Raw genomic sequence first — 18699 nt, forward strand, 5'->3', positions numbered from 1 at the left:
AGGAAAACGGTGGCGATGATGGAGACAGCAATGGAAACCCTGGCAGTTCAGAACGACGCAGTTCAGCAGGGCACGGTTCACAAGGTCCGCTCCGTGCGGGCGGTGGGCACCCGTGCCGTCCTGGCCGAGCTCTCCGGCACCCAGGACGTCCTTGCCCTGCAGGCACTCCTCCTCGAGACGCCGCTGCCGGGCCAGCAGGACATCCTGGCCGCCGCCGAGACCGTCCTGGTCAAGGCCGATTCCCCGGCCTCGGCCCGGCGGATCGCCGCCCGGCTGCTGCAGCTCGACCTCACCGCCACCGCGCAGCGCGGCGGCGAGCTGGTGGTCATCGACACCGTGTACGACGGCGAGGACCTCGCCGAAGTCGGCCGGCTCACCGGTCTGGGAGCCGAGGGCGTGATCGCCGCCCATTCCGGCCAGGTCTGGACCGTGGCCTTCGCCGGCTTCGCACCCGGCTTCGGCTACATGGTGGGGGAGAACGGGCAGCTGGAAGTGCCCCGCCGCAGCTCGCCCCGCACCGCTGTCCCCGCGGGCTCCGTGGCGCTGGCCGGCAACTATTCGGCCGTGTACCCGCGCCGCTCCCCGGGCGGCTGGCAGCTGATCGGCCGCACCAACGCCCGGATGTGGGACCTGGACCGGGAGCAGCCCGCCCTGGCCGCCCCCGGCCACCGGGTGCAGTTCCGCCCCGTCCGGGATGCAGTCGCGCTTGCAGCAGAGCCGGACGCCGAGCCAGTCGCGGAGCCAGCCGCCGAGTCCGCCGCCGAGTCCGCCGCCGGGCCGGCCCCGGAGCCCGCCATGGAAATTTCCGGATCCGTGCCGGAACCCGCCGTTATGCAGGGCATCACCGCCGGACTCCGGATCGTGTCGCCGGGCCTGCAGAGCCTCGTCCAGGACCTCGGCCGGCACGGCCACTCGGGCCTCGGCGTCTCCGCCGCCGGAGCCCTGGACCGGGCCTCGCTGCGCCGGGCCAACCGCCTCGTCGGGAACGCGCCGTCGGCCGCCGCCATCGAGACCGTCGCCGGCGGCCTCAAAGTCCAGGCCGCCGGGGACCAGGTCCTCGCGGTTGCCGGGGCGCCGTCGGAACTGAGCATCGAGTCGGCGCCGGACGGCGCCGGGGAGACCTGGCACCGCACCGCGCCGATGGCCACCCCCTTCGCGCTGCTCGACGGCGAAACGCTCAGCCTCGGTGCCCCGCAGAGCGGATTCCGCAGCTACCTCGCTGTCCGGGGCGGAGTGGGCGTCTCCCCGGTGCTGGGCAGCCGCTCCACGGACACCATGTCCGGAATCGGCCCCGCACCCCTGACCGCGGGGCAGCTCCTTGCCGCCGGCGGCGAGGCCGAGTCCGGCGTCGTCGGGCACCCCGAGCTGCAGCCGGACTACCCGGGCACCGGGGTGACCGTCCTCGACGTCGTCCCCGGCCCGCGCGCCGACTGGTTCGGCCAGGCCGCTCTGGACTCTTTCACCGGCCAGGAGTGGGAGGTGAAGCCGCAGTCCAACCGCGTCGGCATGCGGCTGGACGGGACGCCGCTGCAGCGCACCCGTCAAGGCGAGCTGCCCAGCGAAGGCACCGTGGCGGGCGCCCTCCAGATCCCGCCGGAGGGGCTGCCCGTTCTGTTCCTCGCCGACCACCCGATCACTGGCGGCTACCCGGTGATCGCCGTGGTGGTCGACTCCCAGTTGGACCTCGCCGCGCAGGTCCCCATCGGCGGGAAGATCCGCTTCCGCTGGGCCGAATCCAGCACCCTCGAACACAACACCACCGAAAAAGAAGTGAGTAACTGATGCGCAAGGTCCTGATCGCCAACCGTGGAGAAATCGCGGTCCGCATAGCCCGGGCCTGCGATGACGCGCAGCTGGCGTCCGTCGCCGTGTACGCCGACATCGACGCCGATGCCCTGCACGTCTCCGCCGCGGATGAGGCCTTCAGCCTGAACGGCAACTCGCCCGCGGACACCTACCTGAACATCCCCAAGCTCCTCGCCGTGGCCGCCGAGTCCGGAGCGGACGCCGTCCACCCCGGCTACGGCTTCCTCTCCGAGAACGCCGACTTCGCCCAGGCCGTCCTGGACGCCGGGCTGACCTGGATCGGCCCCAGCCCGGAGGCGATCCGGCTGCTCGGCAACAAGATCACGGCCCGCGACGCCGCGGTCCGGGCCGGCGCGCCGCTGGTCGCCGGCAGCGACGGTCCCGTGGACACGGCCGCCGAGGCCCGCGCCTTCGCCGAACAGCACGGCCTGCCGATCGCCATCAAGGCCGCCTTCGGCGGCGGCGGACGCGGCATGAAGGTGGTCCGGGTCCTCGACGAGGTCGAGGAAGCCTTCGACTCCGCCGTCCGTGAGGCGATCGCCGCGTTCGGCCGCGGAGAGTGCTTCGTCGAGCGCTACTTGGACCGCCCCCGCCACGTCGAGGCGCAGGTCCTGGCGGACGCGCACGGCAACGTGGTCGTTGTCGGAACCCGCGACTGCTCCCTCCAGCGCCGGCACCAGAAGCTCCTCGAGGAGGCTCCCGCACCGTTCCTCAGCGCGGAGCAGACCACGCTGATCTACGACGCCGCCAAGGCCGTCTGCCGGGAGGCCGGCTACTCCGGCGCCGGCACGGTGGAATTCCTGGTCGCGGCCGACGGAACGGTGGCGTTCCTCGAGGTCAACACGCGCCTTCAGGTGGAGCACCCCATCACCGAGGAAACCACCGGAATCGACCTCGTCCAGGAACAGTTCCGGATCGCCGCGGGGGAGCCGCTGCGCCTGACCGAGGACCCGGCACCGCGCGGCCACGCCTTCGAATTCCGGCTCAACGCCGAGGACGTGGGCCGCGGCTTCCTGCCCTCGCCCGGCACCATCGGCGAGTTCGCCGGCCCCACCGGCCCGGGCATCCGGCTGGACACCGGGGTCCGCTCCGGCTCCTTCGTGGCGCCGCAGTTCGACTCCCTGCTCGCAAAGCTGATCGTCACGGGAGCGGACCGCCAGCAGGCTCTGCGCCGCGCCCGCCGCGCCCTCGCCGAGATGCGCATCACCGGCGTCGCCACCGTGCTGCCCTTTCACCGGGCCGTGCTCGCGTCCCCGGACTTCACCTCCGAGGACGAGCTGGGCATCCACACCCGCTGGATCGAAACCGACTTCGCGGACAGTGTCTCCATCTCGGCCGATCCCGATTACAACACCACCGCGCCCGACGGCGAACGCCGCACCATCACCGTCGAGGTGGACGGCCGCCGTCTGGCCGTCGGGCTTCCGGCCGACCTCTTGGACGGCTGGGCACGCTCCGGAGGCCCGGCACCTGCCGGTTTGGCGGTAGTGTCCGACGGCGGTAAGGCCGCCGCTGCCGACCCGGGGGAACTGCGTGCCGACATGGCCGGCACCGTGGTGAAGTGGCTGGTCGAACCGGGCGCCGAGGTTGCGACCGGGGACCCGGTGGTTGTTCTTGAAGCCATGAAGATGGAAACCCAGGTTTCCGCGCACCGGGACGGGACCGTCACCGACGTCCGCACCGAAGCCGGTGGAGTGGTCACGGCCGGAGCGGTCCTGGCGCTGATCGGGTAGTTCGTTTCTTGGATTACAGGGGCCGTTTCCGCCCAGCGGAAACGGCCCCTTGCCCTGCGTGCCGCGGGCGGGCACGCTGGCTGGATGACCAAACTGCAGCCTGCTGCCAACATGTCCGGCCTTGACGTCTCGGCGGGGATCGAGGCGCAGCCGGACGGCGTGATCGCCCTGGACCCGGAGTTGTCGGCCCTTTGGGAGCTAGCGGCGCCGTTCCTGACGGTGCGCGACAACGACGCCCATACGCTCTACGCGGTGGGGCTGGCCCGCGCGCTGCTGGATGGGCACCCGGAAGCGGATGCCGCCGTCGTCCTTCCCGCGATCATGCTGCACGATATCGGCTGGTCGCAGGTGCCGCCGGCGGAAGTCCTCCAGGCGATCGCGCCCGGAGGCGGGAGACCGGACCTGGTGCTGCTGCACGAAAAGGAGGGTGCCCGGCTCGCCGCCGGGATCCTCGCCGCGGCCGGGTACGATGCCGGTAAAGTGCCGGCCATCCTGGACATCATCGACGGCCACGACTCCCGGCGCGAGGCGCTCTCGATCGAGGACGCGATCGTCAAGGACGCGGACAAGACCTGGCGGCTCAGCCCGCACGGCATCGACACCGTGATGGACTGGTTCGGACTCGACCGCGGCCAGGCCATGCGCCTGTGCAGCCAGCGCGTCCACGGACACCTGTTCACGGCAGAGGCGCAGGGCATGGCCCGGGCGTTGTCGGCGCTGGAATCGGTGACGCTGTGGCCGCAGCGTCAGGCGCTGCTAACGGCGCAGCGCGGGCCGGAGGAGGCGAAGATCATCGAGGGTAATCCCGGTGAGGGTCTCCCGGGTTGACCGGAACGGGCCGTCGGGGACATGCGCAAGATGTGGGATGACCAGGACTGTCATGCCGGCGGCCACGGCGCTGGCCGCCCCGGTGTCCGTGTCCTCGATGGCGAGGCAGTCTCGGGGGCGGATTCCCAAGGATGCCGCGGCCGTGAGGTATGCCTCGGGGTGCGGTTTGCCGTGGGTGACGTCATCACCGGCCACGACCTTGAGGAAGGCGTCGGGACCGGCGCTTTGGGCGATGTATCCGGCGACCGGCCGGAACGCCTGGGTGACCAGTGCGCAGGGGATCCGGGCCTGAGCGAGGCGTGCGAGGAGCTCCTGCGCTCCGGGCCGCCAGGGGATCCGGTCGCGGATGGTGTCCAGGACCTGGTGGACGAGCCGGTCGATGAGCTCCGGTCCAGCCAGGGGGACTCCGCGGTTGCGCATCTCGGCCGCGGACACCGGCAGGGGTTTGCCCACGAAGAAGGCGGCATCGGCGTCCCTCCAGGGCACGTGGTATTCGGCGGCGAGATCGGCGCGGGCCTGGATCCAGAACGGCTCCGTGTCCACGAGCGTGCCGTCCATGTCCCAGAGCACCGCTGCGGGGTATCCGGTTCTGTTGTCCTGGATCTCAGGCACTGCTGTCCTTCCGTGGGTGGGTCGCGGTGGGGCTGGCTGGTGGCCCTGTCGGCGCCGGCGCGGTGGTCTAGGGACCGGTGCGCCGGCGCCGACCGGGCGGCGCGGCTAAACGCCTAGCCCGAGCGCCCGCCTGCCGATGGGGTTGAGGTCGTTCTCGGGGAACCGGTTATCCCAGTCGGTTTCGTAGTGCTCCTCGGGAAAGTCCCGCGGTGAGCGTCCGGCTTTGAAGTCCTCTGCCACGACGGCGGCGTACCGGGTGTTCTTCTCGCACTGGGGGGCTGCCGGGATGTACATGACGTTGCCCCATCCTTGTTGGTCCTGCACGGGGGCGACGGCGTGGATCACGTCGCAATGCCACCACACCGAGTCGCCGGCCTGTACGTCGGGGATGGACGAGAGCGCGCGCATCAGCAGAGGGTGCCACTGCTCGCTGATCGGCAGGACGCGCCGTGGGCTGACGCCGCACAACTCGTCCTCCGGCACATCATCCAGCAGCGGACGAAGCAGGATGTAGGCCATCGCTTCGGGGATAGGGACCGTCTGCAGCACGCCCTGATCGTTGTTCATGTCGGACAACGCCGTCCAGCCCTGGAAGGTGCGGAAGGCCGAGCACATCGTGGATCCGCCCTCGTACTCGTCGACTTCGGTGCGGTAGGCGGCATCCCAGGGGTCGTACTTCTCCGGTTCGCCGTCGAACACGAGCCGGAACACCCGCTGGTAGGCCGGCAGGAGCCACCGTTCCAGGGCGCCGGAGTCGGTATGCGGGCCCAGGCCGCTCGAATCGGCGCCCGGCGGGCGGCGGCGGATCCGGTCCGGGTACATCGAGTCCTGGTCAGGGTCGAACCAGGACCGCCCCTCCGATTCGAAAGTCCAGCGGCGGTTCAGGAATGACTGCACGGCCGCCATCCGCGGGTCCTGCCGCGCCTCCATCTGGGGGCGGGACCAATAGATCGGGTAGATCTCCGGGCGGGAGGCGGACAGGGTGCCGAAGAAGTCGTCGCCCGGGCCGCGGTACTTGGCATCGAAGTCATTGCTCTCCACGTAGTCCACGAGCTGCCGGTCCCATCCCAGCGCGGTCTCGCGCGGGAAGTGACCGCGCACGACGGCGCAGCCGCGCCGCTTCAGCGCGGCCAGCTGGGCCTCGCTGACCTGACCGGATTCGATGTCCCTAAAGCTGATAACCGGCCAGACCTCCTCGCCGCGGGCCCGGATGGCCTCGATTTCCTCGACCTGTACCCGGATGCGGTCCTCGAGCCGGCGGAAGACTCCTTCGACATCGCCGATCCGGTCGCGCAGTTCGCGTTTGAGGGCGCGGATCTGGCCCGGGACATCAGCGGGGACCTGAGGGGCTTGGTGGACTGTGTCCTGTTCGCTCATTTTCATCGTTCCTTCTGTCGTCATTCCTAGACTGCGGTTTCTTGCATCGGGCACTTCGATGTAAGGGGGAAGCCTGCCGTCCGAGGGCACTGTCCGTGACACATCCCTGGGAGCTCGTGACCCCGGACTTCGCGAAGGCCTAGCTCGCGGCGGCGGTCACCGGCGCCGGGGAGATCGGCCGGGATCTGAGGGGTGGCGGGCGTCGGTTCCACAGCAATTCCTCCTATAGTAAAGAATCCTAACTAATTCCTTTTTCCAGTGTAGGGCACTCCGTTACGATGGGGAAGACCCCTATCGGAGGACCCCTGCCTTGACCCGTTCCCCGCACTCCCTGGCCCCGGCTGCATCGACGCCGCAGGCATTGGCCACGGTCACTGACCGGCGATTCTTCGAACATCTCCGCCGCAACGGGCCCAGCTCCCGGGCGGCCATCGCAGCGGCCGCCGGATTGTCTAAGCCCACCGCCTCCGAGGCGGCCACCCGGCTGACGGAAGCCGGGCTGATAAGTGAGACGGGCCAGTCGGCCGGGCCGCGCGGCCGCACCGCGGCGATCTACGACATCGCCCCCGGCTACGGACATGCTCTCGCCGTCGCGGTGGCCACCGGCCGCGCCCAGCTCCGCGCCACTGATCTGCGCGGCAGCGTCGTGGGTGATTACCAGGTCTCGTCGGGAACGCCGCAGACCCGGGATCAGCTCGAGTTCGCCCTCTCCGGCCTGTTCGCCGAGTACCGGCGCGATGTTTCCACACCGTGCCTGGCCGCCGGCATCTCCCAGGCCAACCCCGTCGAGGCCGCCGGACAGGCCGTGCTGAGCCTGCCGAACGCGCCCTTCCCCGAAGGGCAGTGGAACCTGAGCGAACGTTTTCTCGGCGACTGCCGGGGGCCGGTCCGGGTTGACAACGACGTCAACTGGGCGGCCCTGGCGGAGCGCGAGTCCGGAGCGATGCGCGGCGTCGAGGACTTCCTGATGGTCTATGTCGGTGCCGGCATCGGTGCGTCCCTCGTCATGGGCGGCGAGGTGCGCCGCGGCTCACACGGCATCGCGGGAGAGATCGCCTATCTGCGGCAGAATGGACGGACGCTGATGGAGCGTCTGCTCGATCTCGGGATCACCACGGCCGGCGGCCTTTCCCTGGACATGGACCGTTACCGCGGCCTCTTCACGGAACACCCTGACGTCGCGGCGGCCGACGACTTCCTCGAACTGCTGGGCGAAGCCATCGGCAACACGGCCACCCTGAGCGACCCCGCGGCCGTCGTGTTGAGCGGGCCGCTGGTGGACTGCCCGGCGTTTGTGGACCGTTTGCGCGTCACCCTGGTGCCGCACCTGCTGGATCCCTCAACACTGGTGACCGTCAGCGATCTCGGCACAGAAGGGCCCCTGGCCGGCGCCTTATTGCACGCCCGTGACGCGGCCGTGGAAGGAATCTGGGCCGAATACCGCCGGTGATCCGTCGGTCCGCCCCGCCAAAAACGCCCGCCCCGGCTACCCTCGGACGGGCGCGGGAGCCGGACCGGCGAACGAGGGCCGGCCCGGACACGCCAACGCCCGAACCAGTTCCTTCAGAGCTGACCCGAGGACATGCAGGACCAGATCATGGGGTCCCTGTCCCTGCCCCTGCCCCTGCCCCGGACTGGATAGCGGCGAGCAGGGCCGTTCCGTCTGGGCTGCCGAAGCCGGTGCAGGGGTCCCAGCCTGGCGCGGCCTTATAGGAGCCGTTGTCGCCGACGACAATGTCGTGGAAGCCCGTGTTGGAGGATGCCATGTGGCTGTAAATGATGGCCTGCATAAGTCCAAACCGGCGGTTGCTCGCCTGCGCCAAACGCGCGACCAAGGCTGCCCAGAGCGGTGCCACGGCGCTGGTGCCTCCAATGACCATGTTTGTGCCGTTGACCCTTACCTTGTATCCGGTCTGCGGGTCCGCGACCCCACTGACATCCGGTACGCCACGGCCCAGAAATTTCTTGACGGGCTTGCCAGGCTTATGATGCTTGGCGTGGGCGACCTGTCCGTTCTGCCAGGTAGGAACAGGGAAAGCGTCGCTGAAGCCGCCGCCGGTTGCCGAGTTTGGTCCGTCATTCCAGACCGTTTCACGGACAATGTTTCCGGTAACCGGATCGGCCTCGAGCCGGGTGCCGCCGCAAGCGAGAACATACGGGCTTGAAGCGGGGAAATCGGCATGGTCCTTTCCGTCACTGGCTCCGTCGGCGCTGCCGTTGTCGCCGGCCGCGGCGGTGACGGTGACGCCGAGGGCTGAGGCATCGGCGAAGGCCTGGTCGAACGCCGTGCGCGCCTGCGCGGTCCAGCCGTCCTCGCTCTGGCCCCAGCTGATGCTGATCGCCGCAGGCGTCGGGTTCGCGTGCGAGGCGTTGATGATCGCATCGAGGAAGCCGGCGTCGTTGTTCGGAGCGAAATAGACCAAGATGTCCGCTTTCGGTGCGAGGGCGCCGACGACCTCGACGTCGAGCATCACTTCGCCGTCCGCCCCGTTCGGATCCATCCCTGGCTGGTTGGCCGCACCGTCGACCCCGACAGCCGTGACGTTTGGCGGCGTGATCCCAAGGCCGTTGAAGTAGACGTTCAGGTCCGACGTCGAGTAGCCCCCGCCGAGTTCGATGATGGCAATGTTCTCCCCGGCGCCATCGGTGCCGGCCGGGAACTTGTAGATCTTTCCCAGCTCCGGCGGGGTGTAGCTGGTGCCCGCCGTGGCCAAGGGGATCGCGCGGAACTGGGCCCGGGCCTGCGGCCGGTCGTCAAGGCCGAGGACAGCGGTGACGATGCCATCCAGCGCCGCTGGGATTCTTAGTCCTCCGGTGCGGTGGCGGTGGATGACCTCGGCGCCATGGGGTCCGGCGCTCGTCACTTCATTCAGACTGGTGCCGAAGATATCGCTGAGCGTCTCAACAGTTCCTGCCAGGCGCAGCCGGCGCGAGGCCGGATCAGCTTCCAGGACTTCCGCCCCGAGCCTCGTGAAAGTGTCCGTGGCGAGTTGCATGTCATCCTGGCCGGCGCCGTGGGTTGCTGCCAGATTTTCGACCGACATGGGTTCCTTGACCGTCTCCGGCATCGGGGCCTTCCGGCGCAGGATCACGGTGACCTCGATCCTGCGGGCCGGATCAACTGGTCCGTGTTCGGCCCGGACTTCGGGTACCCCGTGGCGCTCCGAACCGGGCAGCGGGACGCTGTCCTCAGCGAAAGATGGACGGGTAGCTGGCTTGTCGCTCATGGTGTTCTCCAATCACGTGGACATTCATTCGTAAGGGAGTAGGCAGGATGTTCCTGGACCCGGAGGATCCGAGGTCTTGATCGGCCATAGATACGATCATTCCTACGGCTGTCAGTCACTGGTGGGACAGCCTTCAGCTTTGTCGGGATATTCACTTAGTGGTGTAGCCGGTACTGCCTCAGACTTCAAGACCTCTCTGCTTGGCCGGCCGCTACTTGAGGCGGGCAGCCAGGGCGGACGCCAGCGCCGTGGCGGAAGCGGTGCTGCTGTCGATCCGCCAGTCTGTTTCTTTGTTGAAATCGAACCAGACCACCGCGGTGACGTCGGACTGGGACGCCAGATAGCTGATCAGTGCCGTGTTCCAGTCGGCTTTGGACCCGCCTTGTTCTGCCGACGACGTTTCTGCCACGAGCACTTGTTTTCCCGGCGCGAGGCGACGTAGTTCGGACAGGCCCGGGCCGAAGAGCTCCGAGGGCGAGATCCAGCTGCTCCAGGCCGCCGACGTGAACCAGTTGTATCCGTCGAGCGCCACCGCGTCCACGTACGCGGGGCCCGGATAGAGGCCGTCGAGCGCTGTCGACCCCCAGTACGGGACGTTGGGGTTCCACACCCAGGTGATGTTGGAGGCGCCGGTGGCGGAGACGACGTCGTGAACGTGCCGCCACGCGGCAACGTAATCACCGGGGCCGTTGCCGTTGATTCCCTCCGACCAGGGGTACCAGTTGCCGTTCATCTCGTGCCCGAAGCGCAGCATCACCGGGTGCCACCAGGACGCCAAGGCCACGCCCCACTGCCGCAGGTAGGGATCGAAGTTTCCGGCCGTTATGCGGTCCAGGGCATAGGCCGGCTGTTCGGTTCCGCCGCCCCAGGCCCATGGCTCCCAGGTCAGGAGGGTCACGGCGCCGCGGCTGCGGACGGCATCCAACTCCGCGATGGGCGGAGCCTGATTGAAGTCCTTATAGGACAAAATGACGGACGGTGCCTCGCCGGCGAGGGACGCGGCCTGGTCCAGTTCTGCCGAGGCCAGCGGCCCGCCCGGGGTGCCGACGCCGAAACGCAGCGGCGCGCTGCTGCTGGCCGGCGGCGATGGTTGTGTTACCGGCGTGGCGACGATGGTGAAGGCCGCGGAAGCCTTGACGGTGCCGGATACGGCCTGAATATCAAGGACCGGCTGGGACGTTGGCGGGATCACGACGTCGGCCGTGAAGTATCCCGAGGCACTGACCTTGAAGGCGGCGGAATTGACGCCTGCGCTGAGTGTTCCGGCGTTCTTCTTGGGGAAACCGGTGCCGGTGACGGTGACGATGGTTCCGGGCGGCCCCTTGGTCGGGCTGAGGCTAAGGGACGCGGATGCGGCCTGCGCGGGTACCTCCACGAGTGTCAGGCTAAGGCCAGCAGGGCAAGGATGCAGGCCAGGGTTCATCGGGACTCCTTGACCGGGCCCCGGTAGTGCGGGGCGTCGTGGCGGGACGAGGCTTGCCTACCGGAAGCCGTAACGTCCAGTGTCCGTCAGGAACGTACCGCACCGGGAGCCATCAGGAGCAGCAGATCCCAAGGATTGGCCAAGGATTCCTCTATCGGAGACCCGCCGGATCGAGGACAGTCTTTGGACGAGTTACGAACGCCCGTCCGGGTACCCCGGGCGGGCGTTGCCTCTCCTGCGTATGGAGACCGCCTATAGAAGGCTTGCTCCGATGTCTCGTCCGATCCTGCGGAGCAGGGTGGCGGACAGTCCGGGGTCCTTGGCGGAGTCCTGATTGGTGTAATCGGCCAGCGCGTAGACCCGTGTCACGGCCATTTCGGGCCACCGCGCCTTCGGGAGCAGGGAGCGGCCGGCGACCGCGATGATCGGACGGGCGCCCGACCGCCGGGCGACGGCGGCGGGAAGTTTGCCGGCCAGGGTTTGTTCGTCCAGGCTGCCTTCGCCGGTGATGACGACGTCGCAGCTGTCCTTGCGGGTGTTGAAGTCCAGCAGGTCCAGGAAGTAGTCGGCGCCTGAGACCTGCTTGGCACCGAGCAGCTGGCACGCGTAGCCGAGCCCTCCGGCGCTGCCGGCGCCTTCGTGCCCGACCAGGACGGTCGCATCCGCGAACCCGGCTTCGGCCAGCTTGGCCACGAAGTGCTCCAGACCCTGCTCGAGGATCGCGATGTCCTGTGGTGACGCGCCCTTTTGGGGTCCGAAGACGGCCGGTGCCCCCTGGGTGCCGAGCAGCGGGTTGTGCACGTCGCTGGCGACGATGAGTTCGGTGTCGGCCAGTTCGGGGAGCGCGGTCCGGTGGACGGTGTGGATCTGTGCCAGCGCCCGGCCGTTGCCGTAGAGCTGTCGGCCGTCGGCGTCGCGGAAGCTGTAGCCCAGGGCGGTGAGCATGCCCATGCCGCCGTCGGTGCTGGCGCTGCCGCCCAGGGCCAGGACGATCCTGGCCGGCTTCAGGCTGAGGGCGAACAGAACCGCCTCACCGAAGCCGCGGCTGGAGGCACCCAGCGGATCCAGTGTTCCGTCCGGCAGGAGTCCCAGGCCGCAGGTGTTGGCCACCTCGACAACGGCGGTGAAGCCGTCGAACGCGATGCTGGACCGAATGGGCTGGCCGGTGGGCCCCGCGACGGTGTAGCTGCGCCGGGTGAAGCCGGAGGCGACGGCGGCGTCCACGCTGCCGTCACCCCCGTCCGCCAGGGGAAGCAGTTCACAGTGGACGGATCCGGATCCGGATCCTGCGGACCGAAGGCCCGCTGCCAGGGCATCGGCCACCTCGGCGGCGGTGAGGCTGCCTTTGAATTTGTCCGGGGCGATGAGCGCCCGCACGGTTGTCGGAGCGGTTGGTGTGAGCATGTCAGATGCTTTTCGAGTAGGCGGGGCTGCGGCCGTTCCCGTAGGGCAGGTCGACGTCGTCGCCCGGTTCCGCGTGCGGGTCGGTTAGGTCTGCAGCGATGTCCGTGAACTCATCGGGTGTCGGGTCCTCGCTGGGCATTGGCTCAACGGTGTCCCCGTTGAAGACCCGGCGCACCCGGTCCGCGTCCAGTGTCCGGTCCCACCAGGCGATGAACAAGGTGGCGACGGCGTTGCCGGTGAAGTTCACCAGGGCCCGGCATTCTGACATGAACTTGTCGATGCCGAAGATGAGCATGATGCCGGCGGCCGGGATGGTTCCAAGGGTGGCGAGGGTGGCGGTCAGGGCGATGAACCCGCCCCCGGCGACCCCGGCTGCCCCCTTGGACGTGAGCAGCATGACCGCGATGAGGCCCAGTTGCTGGCCGATGGTCAGGTTCGTGTTGGTGGCCTGTGCGATGTACACGGCGGCCAGCGAAAGGTAGATGGCGGCGCCGTCGAGGTTGAAGCTGTACCCGGTGGGGACTACGAGCCCGACCGTTTCCTTCTTGACCCCGGCGTGCTCGAGTTTGCGCATCAGGCCCGGCAGCGCCGGTTCGGCGGTGGAGGTGCCGAGGATGAGCAGGTATTCCTCTTTGAGGTGGCGGATCATCTTGAAGATGTTCAGCTTCAGGAAGGCCATGACGGATCCGAGGACCACGACGACGAAGAGGATGGAGGTGGCGTAGAACAAGACGATCAGCCCGCCCATGCTGGAGAGGGAGGAGACGCCGTACTTGCCGACGGCGAAGGCCATCGCGCCGAATGCGCCCAAGGGAGCGGCCTTCATGATGAAGCCCAGGATCTTGAACATGACGCCGGTGAGGCGCTGGACCCCGTCCAGGACGGGGGTGCCGACTTTGCCCATGGCGTTCAGGGCGATGCCGAAGATCACGGCGATGAAGATGATCTGGAGGATGTCGCCCTCCACGAAGGGCGCGACGATGCTGGTGGGGATGATGTGGGTCAGGAACTGCCACCATTCCTGGTGGGCGCCGGTTTCGATGAGCTTGGCCGCGGACTCCGTGGTCTTGATGGTGCTGGCGTCGGCGTTGACGCCGTCGCCGAGGCGGAAGACGTTGATGGCGACCAGGCCGAAGAGCAGGGCGAAGATGGTGCCGATCTGGAAGTACGTCAGGGCCTTCAGGCCGGTCATGCCGACCTTTTTCAGGTCCGCGACGCTGGCGATGCCGCCGACGATGGTCAGGAACACGATCGGGCCGATCAGCATTCTCATAGCGTTGACGAACGTGGTGCCGATCGGTTCCAGGGCGATGCACGCGGCCGGGGCGAGCCAGCCGACCAGGATGCCGAGGACGATGCCGGTCAGTACCCAGAAGTACAGCTGCCTGTACCAGCGTGTCTTGGGGGCCGCTTTTTTGGATGCCGCGGCTCTGCCCGCGGTGGTGATGTGTCCCATGATTCCTACCTCATTGTGGAATGTGAGTGGCGTGGTGCTTGAAGAATGAAAAAAGTAGGTCGGGGCGGGCGTCGGCAGTGCGCGGCGCCGCCCGCCCCGGGTCAGGCAAGGCTAGACGGCAGCCAGGGTGTGGGTGAGGGTCTTGATGATGGCGTCGGTGACGTCATCGGTGTTCGCGTCGCCGCCGACGTCGCGCGTCAGGTAACCGGCGGCGGTGGCCTGCTCGATGGCGGCCTCGACCTGGCGGGCTTCCTCGTGCAGGCCGAAGTGGTCCAGCATCAGGGCGGCGCTGGCGATCGCGCCGATCGGGTTGCTGATGCCCTTGCCGGCGATGTCCGGGGCGGAGCCGTGGACGGGTTCGAACATGGACGGGAAGCGGCGTTCCGGGTTCAGGTTGGCGCTGGCTGCCAAGCCGAGGCTTCCGGCCAGGGCCGAGCCGAGGTCCGAGAGGATGTCCGCGTTCAGGTTCGAGGCGACGACGACGGACAGGTCTTCCGGGTGCAGGATGAACTTGGCGCTCATGGCGTCGACCAGGACGCTTTCGGTGGCCACCTCCGGGTAGTCCAGGGCCACGCGCTGGAAGGTTTCGTCCCAGAGGACCATGCCGTACTGCTGGGCGTTGGACTTGGTGACGGAGGAGACTTTTTTCACGGTGCGTGTGCGGGCGAGGTCGAAGGCGAAGCGCATGATCCGCTCGCAGCCCTTTTCGGTGAACAGAGCGGTCTGGAGGGCGACCTCGTTGCCGGGGCCGCGGCCGCTGAGGTTCCGTCCGCCGAGCCCGGCGTATTCGCCTTCGCTGTTTTCGCGAACCACGATCCAGTCGAGTTCGGTGTGGTCGGCCTTGCGCAGCGGGGACTGGATGCCGGGGAGGAACTTCACAGGGCGGATGTTGGCCCACTGGTCGAAGTTCTGTGTGATGTTCAGGCGCAGGCCCCAGAGGCTGATGTGGTCCGGGACGTTTTCCCACCCGACGGCGCCGAAGTAGATTGCGTCGAAGTTCTTCAGGGCCTCAAGGCCCTTCGGGTCCATCATCTGGCCGGTCTTTTCGTAGTAGCCGCAGCCCCACGGGAATTCCGTCCATTCGAAGGCGAACTTCCCGCCGGAATTCTGGGCCAGGGCGTCCAGGACACGGCGGCCGGCGGAGACAACTTCCTTGCCGACGCCATCGGCAGGGATGGAAGCGATGCTGAATTTCTGGGTGGCGCTCACGGGCCTACCTCCTTGTTGAGTGTGTTAGCAGCGTCACACTGCCTGTCCTCTTCAAGTAGACGGTCAGGCGACACTCGCCGTCCAAGACCAAGATCCGATCCGGTAGATAGGCGCAGCCTATTGGTCTGTTCCATCGGCTGCCGAGAGGTCGCCCTTTTGGACGCGCAAAAGGGCGTTATCGGAGAAATCGACGGGCGGGTTACTTGGTGTGGAGGGCTGCGACGTCCAGGAATGCCCTGGCGGCGGGCGTCAGGCCTTCTTTACGGCTCAGAATGGCCACGTCAAGATGGGACACGGGTTCAATCAGGAGGGTCCGCAACCCTGACTTGTGCGCCAGCGGGGCCCACGATGAGGGCATCACGGCGTGGCCCACGCCCGCCAGGACCAGCGGCAGGATCGAGGTCCGGTGGGCAACCTCGACGACGATTTCGGCGTCGACCCCGCGCGCCAGCGCATCGTCGACGAGCCAGCGCATGAGGGAACCGCGCTGGCTCGCGATCAGCCGGTGTCCGCCCAGGTCATCACGCTGGATGGCCGTCCCCGGGGCGAAAGTGTCGGCCTCCGGATTGACGATGAGAATCAGCGGCTGGCGTTCCAGTTCCAGGACTTGGACGCCCGGGACCCGGATGGGCGTGGGCGAGCCGGCAAGGCCGATCTCCGTACTGCCGCTGCGGACGGATTCGATGACTTCTTCCGGCGTAAACGCGGCACTGACGTTGAGCCGGACCGACGGATACGCGCGGGTGAACCCGGCGATCATGGACGTCAGCGGCTCGATGCCGGGCGACGGCATGGTGATAATGTCCAGCCGTCCGCTCCGCACGCCCCGCAGCGCCTGGACCGCGGACTGCGCCGCATCAAGGTCCCGCATCACCAGACGTGCCGGCCCGACGAGTTCCTTGCCCGCCTCACTCAGAACTGCCCGGCGGCCGATCCGGTGGAAGAGCGGCACGCCCAGTTCCTTCTCTAAGGCGGCGATGGTCTGGGAAAGAGACGGCTGGGCGATGAGCAGATGCTCTGCGGCGCGGTTGAATCCGTCGTGGTCAACGACGGCCAAGAAATACTTCAGCTTTCGTGTGTCCACGCCAGCTCCTTCACTCGGCCAGAGGTTTTGAGCAGGTTACACCCGAACCCTCATGGGGCCCTACGGCCCTGTAAGGCGGGACAAGGCCACAACGGCGTAGCGGTCAGTGTCGCCGTGTCCACTTTGGCCGCTGCTGGCGCAAACGGTGTACGGCCTGTACGTGCTGTCTGTGTGCAGGAGGCGCACTGTCGCGCGGGTGGCGGGCTGAGCCTTTTCAACGGTGTCCCTAAAGGCGCGGTAATCGTCCGGATGGATGACGTGGGGGAGGTAGCCGAATCTCGGTGACTGGATGCCGAACCGCTGCCAAGAGCCGGACGTCATGAAGGTCTGCCAGCAGGCGGTGTCGACGGCCATCAGCACCCGCTCCTCGGCGAGTTCGAAGACGGCGCGTAGCAGGCTGCTGGACTGGAAGTCCCCGAAACCAGGCGTGATCGGGGACGGGGTGGCCTCCTGAACCTCACGTGTGATAGCACGCAGCCACTTGCCCTGCCGTTGTTCGTCAGGGATGACCCGACCGGACACCTCGAGGTTCTTGATCCCGGGCAAAGCAGACGAGAATCTGGTGATGATCTTGTACGGCACCAGGTAGCGTTGTGCGTTCATCGAAGTGATGGCCGCGTCGATGGTCACCTTCATCCGGGTTCTGTCCTCAGGGGAGATCAGTTCGCTGACCCATTGGTTCATGTCCCCGGTGGGGCTCTCCCCGGAACGATCGATCTCGTAGATGGCGAAGAGGTCATCATTCCAGGACGTTTCAATGTGCCCGGTGGAGGAGATCGTCCACTCCAGGGCGCCGATCGGCGGGCGCGGTGGCGGGTTGTCTCCCACCGCAGTGTAGACGGCCAGAACTGCAAGAACCGTGTTCGTCATCGGAGAGCTAATCGGCACTGCGAGAACACGGTAATTGATGCCCCGATGCTGGACGGGGTCGTGGATTTGCCGTCCGGTCTCAGCGACGGCTTTGATCCGGTCCATCAGCAGTTCGCGGCCCAGCGGATCGAGGTTCTTGCGGACACTGGACCCTGAGTAGTTCACCGCACCGATGCTCAGGAGACCGGGCTGCTCCTTGTTGAGATAGTCCACCAGGACCCATCGGCCTCGCGTGTCGCCTAACGTGTTCATGACTCCTGCGCCCGTCGCTCATATAGGGTCGTTGCCGCCGCGCATTATGACGCAACCAATTGGCATGACCGGGGGGCCATCTTCCACCATTTGGGGCTTATGTCATATTTTTTGTCAAAACCGTGCCGCCAAGGGTCAAGGATCACGACTTGTGGATTTGAGTTTGCCTGAACCGATTGGCATCATATGTCTACCAAGCCCATCTGGCGGATGCCCGGCAGGCTGTACAAAGTGTCATCTGATCACCATCTTCAGGAGTACAGTCCTTTGCCCGACCCTTTTGCGCATTCCGGCCACACCGCATGGCAGCCCTCATCGCAGGTTTCCGAACCGGCTCCCGGCTTCTTCTTTGTCGAAGGCCCGGCATCCAACTGGATCATCGTCCGGGACGAGTCCGGTTTCATCCTCGTTGACAGCGGCTACCCCGGCGACACGGACTTCGTCCTGAAATCCATCGATTACGCCGGGCTGAAGCCGGCCAAGGCCCGCGCCATCCTCATCACGCATGGTCACGTCGACCACACCGGGTCGGCGGCCCTGTTTTCCCGAACGTTCGGGACCCCGATCCTGTGCAGTCCCGAAGAGCTGGCACACGTCCAGGGACACGAAAAGCACCAGGTCGGCCTGGGACAGGTTGTCCTCCGCGCCTGGCGTCCGCGCGTCCTGCGCTGGATGAGTCACGCGATCCGCGCCGGCGCGCTGAACGCCGATCCAGCCACCGAGGCCCGGGCCTGGACGGCGGAGCAGCTCCGGGAGCTCCCGGGCAGCCCTGAGGCGATTCTGGTTGCCGGCCACACGCCGGGCAACGCCTCCATCTATTTCCGCGGCGCCGGGGTGATCGCCACCGGCGACTCCTTGATCACTGGGCACCCCCTGACTCGGCAAAGAGGCCCGCAGATGCTCCATCCGATGTTCCATACCGAGCCGGGCACCGTGCTGTCCGCGACCCATGTCCTCGACGGCGTAGAAGCGTCGGTCATTCTTCCGGGCCACGGTCCCGCGTTAGCCATGCCCCTCTCCCACGCCTTGGCATCCCTCCGCGCCTGACGCGTCAGTCCGGGCTCGTCCCCGCTGTCGGCCGCGTTCGGCATCGGCTTCACTGCACCACGGCAATCGCGAAGCCACCCCAGGCGCGCTTCTTCGTGGTCTCACGACCGAGCACATGCTGTTCGAAGATCGCCAACCCGCAGGATCGGAGAAGTTCGGACAGGCGCTCCCGCGACGGCGGTGTGCTGTCCACACCGAACTTCAACGGCCCGCCCACTGCTTTGGCCGCCGCCCTCCCGTACCGCCAGTACAGCATGGTTGATTCGAGAGTCTCGGTCGTGAAGTAGTCGAAGGCGAGCAGGCTGCCCCGGGCGCAGCCCGCGACCTTGCTCAGCGTGTCCTCGATCGCTGCCTGCTCGAGGTACATTGAT

At 67.4% G+C, this 18699-nt stretch carries 15 protein-coding genes; 5 read left to right on the forward strand and 10 right to left on the reverse strand.

Annotated features, from left to right (window positions below; genetic code table 11):
* Positions 1 to 30 precede the first annotated feature (30 nt).
* From ABD243_RS10410 to ABD243_RS10420, 3 genes are all read left to right on the forward strand, one after another.
* Positions 31 to 1782 carry a 5-oxoprolinase subunit B/C family protein gene (locus ABD243_RS10410; protein WP_344365075.1) on the forward strand — a complete coding sequence of 584 codons (1752 nt, stop codon included), beginning with the start codon at positions 31 to 33 and terminating at the stop codon, positions 1780 to 1782.
* A complete protein-coding gene (locus ABD243_RS10415; protein WP_344365077.1) occupies positions 1782 to 3539 on the forward strand; it encodes an acetyl/propionyl/methylcrotonyl-CoA carboxylase subunit alpha in 1758 nt (585 codons plus the stop codon). Before ABD243_RS10410 ends, ABD243_RS10415 begins: the two co-directional genes overlap by 1 nt.
* 84 nt (positions 3540 to 3623) lie before the next feature.
* Positions 3624 to 4367: an HD domain-containing protein gene (locus ABD243_RS10420; protein ID WP_344365079.1), complete on the forward strand. Its 744-nt coding sequence runs from the start codon at positions 3624 to 3626 to the stop codon at positions 4365 to 4367.
* Here the strand turns inward: ABD243_RS10420 and ABD243_RS10425 are convergent.
* Both ABD243_RS10425 and ABD243_RS10430 read right to left on the reverse strand, forming a co-directional pair.
* On the reverse strand, positions 4296 to 4979 hold the full coding sequence (locus tag ABD243_RS10425) for an HAD family hydrolase (protein WP_344365082.1): 684 nt from the start codon (positions 4977 to 4979) through the stop codon (positions 4296 to 4298). The two genes, ABD243_RS10420 and ABD243_RS10425, sit on opposite strands and share 72 nt — an antisense overlap.
* A 105-nt stretch (positions 4980 to 5084) precedes the next feature.
* The gene (locus tag ABD243_RS10430) at positions 5085 to 6356 is read right to left on the reverse strand and encodes a DUF1479 domain-containing protein (protein WP_344365085.1); all 1272 of its coding nucleotides are present in this window, start codon (positions 6354 to 6356) and stop codon (positions 5085 to 5087) included.
* 310 nt (positions 6357 to 6666) lie between these two features.
* On the opposite strand from ABD243_RS10430, the gene ABD243_RS10435 reads away from it, so the two are divergent.
* Positions 6667 to 7806, forward strand: a complete 1140-nt coding sequence (locus ABD243_RS10435; RefSeq protein ID WP_344365088.1) for an ROK family protein — start codon at positions 6667 to 6669, stop codon at positions 7804 to 7806.
* Positions 7807 to 7951: 145 nt separating this feature from the next.
* On the opposite strand, the gene ABD243_RS10440 is transcribed toward ABD243_RS10435, so the two are convergent.
* From ABD243_RS10440 to ABD243_RS10470, 7 genes are all read right to left on the reverse strand, one after another.
* Positions 7952 to 9583, reverse strand: coding sequence for a S53 family peptidase (locus ABD243_RS10440; RefSeq protein WP_344365090.1), 1632 nt, complete (start codon positions 9581 to 9583; stop codon positions 7952 to 7954).
* 211 nt (positions 9584 to 9794) lie between these two features.
* The gene (locus ABD243_RS10445; RefSeq protein ID WP_425547171.1) at positions 9795 to 10958 is read right to left on the reverse strand and encodes a glycoside hydrolase family 26 protein; all 1164 of its coding nucleotides are present in this window, start codon (positions 10956 to 10958) and stop codon (positions 9795 to 9797) included.
* A gap of 300 nt (positions 10959 to 11258) precedes the next feature.
* The gene (locus ABD243_RS10450) at positions 11259 to 12410 is read right to left on the reverse strand and encodes a glycerate kinase (protein ID WP_344365095.1); all 1152 of its coding nucleotides are present in this window, start codon (positions 12408 to 12410) and stop codon (positions 11259 to 11261) included.
* Between the two features lies 1 nt (position 12411).
* Positions 12412 to 13866 carry a C4-dicarboxylate transporter DctA gene (gene dctA / locus ABD243_RS10455; protein WP_344365098.1) on the reverse strand — a complete coding sequence of 485 codons (1455 nt, stop codon included), beginning with the start codon at positions 13864 to 13866 and terminating at the stop codon, positions 12412 to 12414.
* A gap of 111 nt (positions 13867 to 13977) precedes the next feature.
* Positions 13978 to 15075, reverse strand: a complete 1098-nt coding sequence (locus ABD243_RS10460; RefSeq protein WP_344365100.1) for a tartrate dehydrogenase — start codon at positions 15073 to 15075, stop codon at positions 13978 to 13980.
* Positions 15076 to 15274: 199 nt separating this feature from the next.
* A complete protein-coding gene (locus ABD243_RS10465; protein ID WP_116766395.1) occupies positions 15275 to 16159 on the reverse strand; it encodes a LysR family transcriptional regulator in 885 nt (294 codons plus the stop codon).
* Between the two features lie 60 nt (positions 16160 to 16219).
* Positions 16220 to 17281: a hypothetical protein gene (locus ABD243_RS10470; RefSeq protein WP_344365103.1), complete on the reverse strand. Its 1062-nt coding sequence runs from the start codon at positions 17279 to 17281 to the stop codon at positions 16220 to 16222.
* 267 nt (positions 17282 to 17548) lie between these two features.
* Between ABD243_RS10470 and ABD243_RS10475 the strand changes: the two genes are divergently transcribed.
* Entirely contained in the window at positions 17549 to 18328 is a 780-nt protein-coding gene (locus ABD243_RS10475; RefSeq protein WP_237563360.1) for an MBL fold metallo-hydrolase, read from the forward strand.
* A gap of 49 nt (positions 18329 to 18377) precedes the next feature.
* Here the strand turns inward: ABD243_RS10475 and ABD243_RS10480 are convergent, their stop codons facing one another.
* Positions 18378 to 18695, reverse strand: coding sequence for a hypothetical protein (locus ABD243_RS10480; RefSeq protein ID WP_344365106.1), 318 nt, complete (start codon positions 18693 to 18695; stop codon positions 18378 to 18380).
* Positions 18696 to 18699 lie beyond the last annotated feature (4 nt).

The organism is Arthrobacter humicola (genome assembly GCF_039531445.1).
GTDB classification, from domain to species: Bacteria; Actinomycetota; Actinomycetes; order Actinomycetales; family Micrococcaceae; genus Arthrobacter; species Arthrobacter humicola.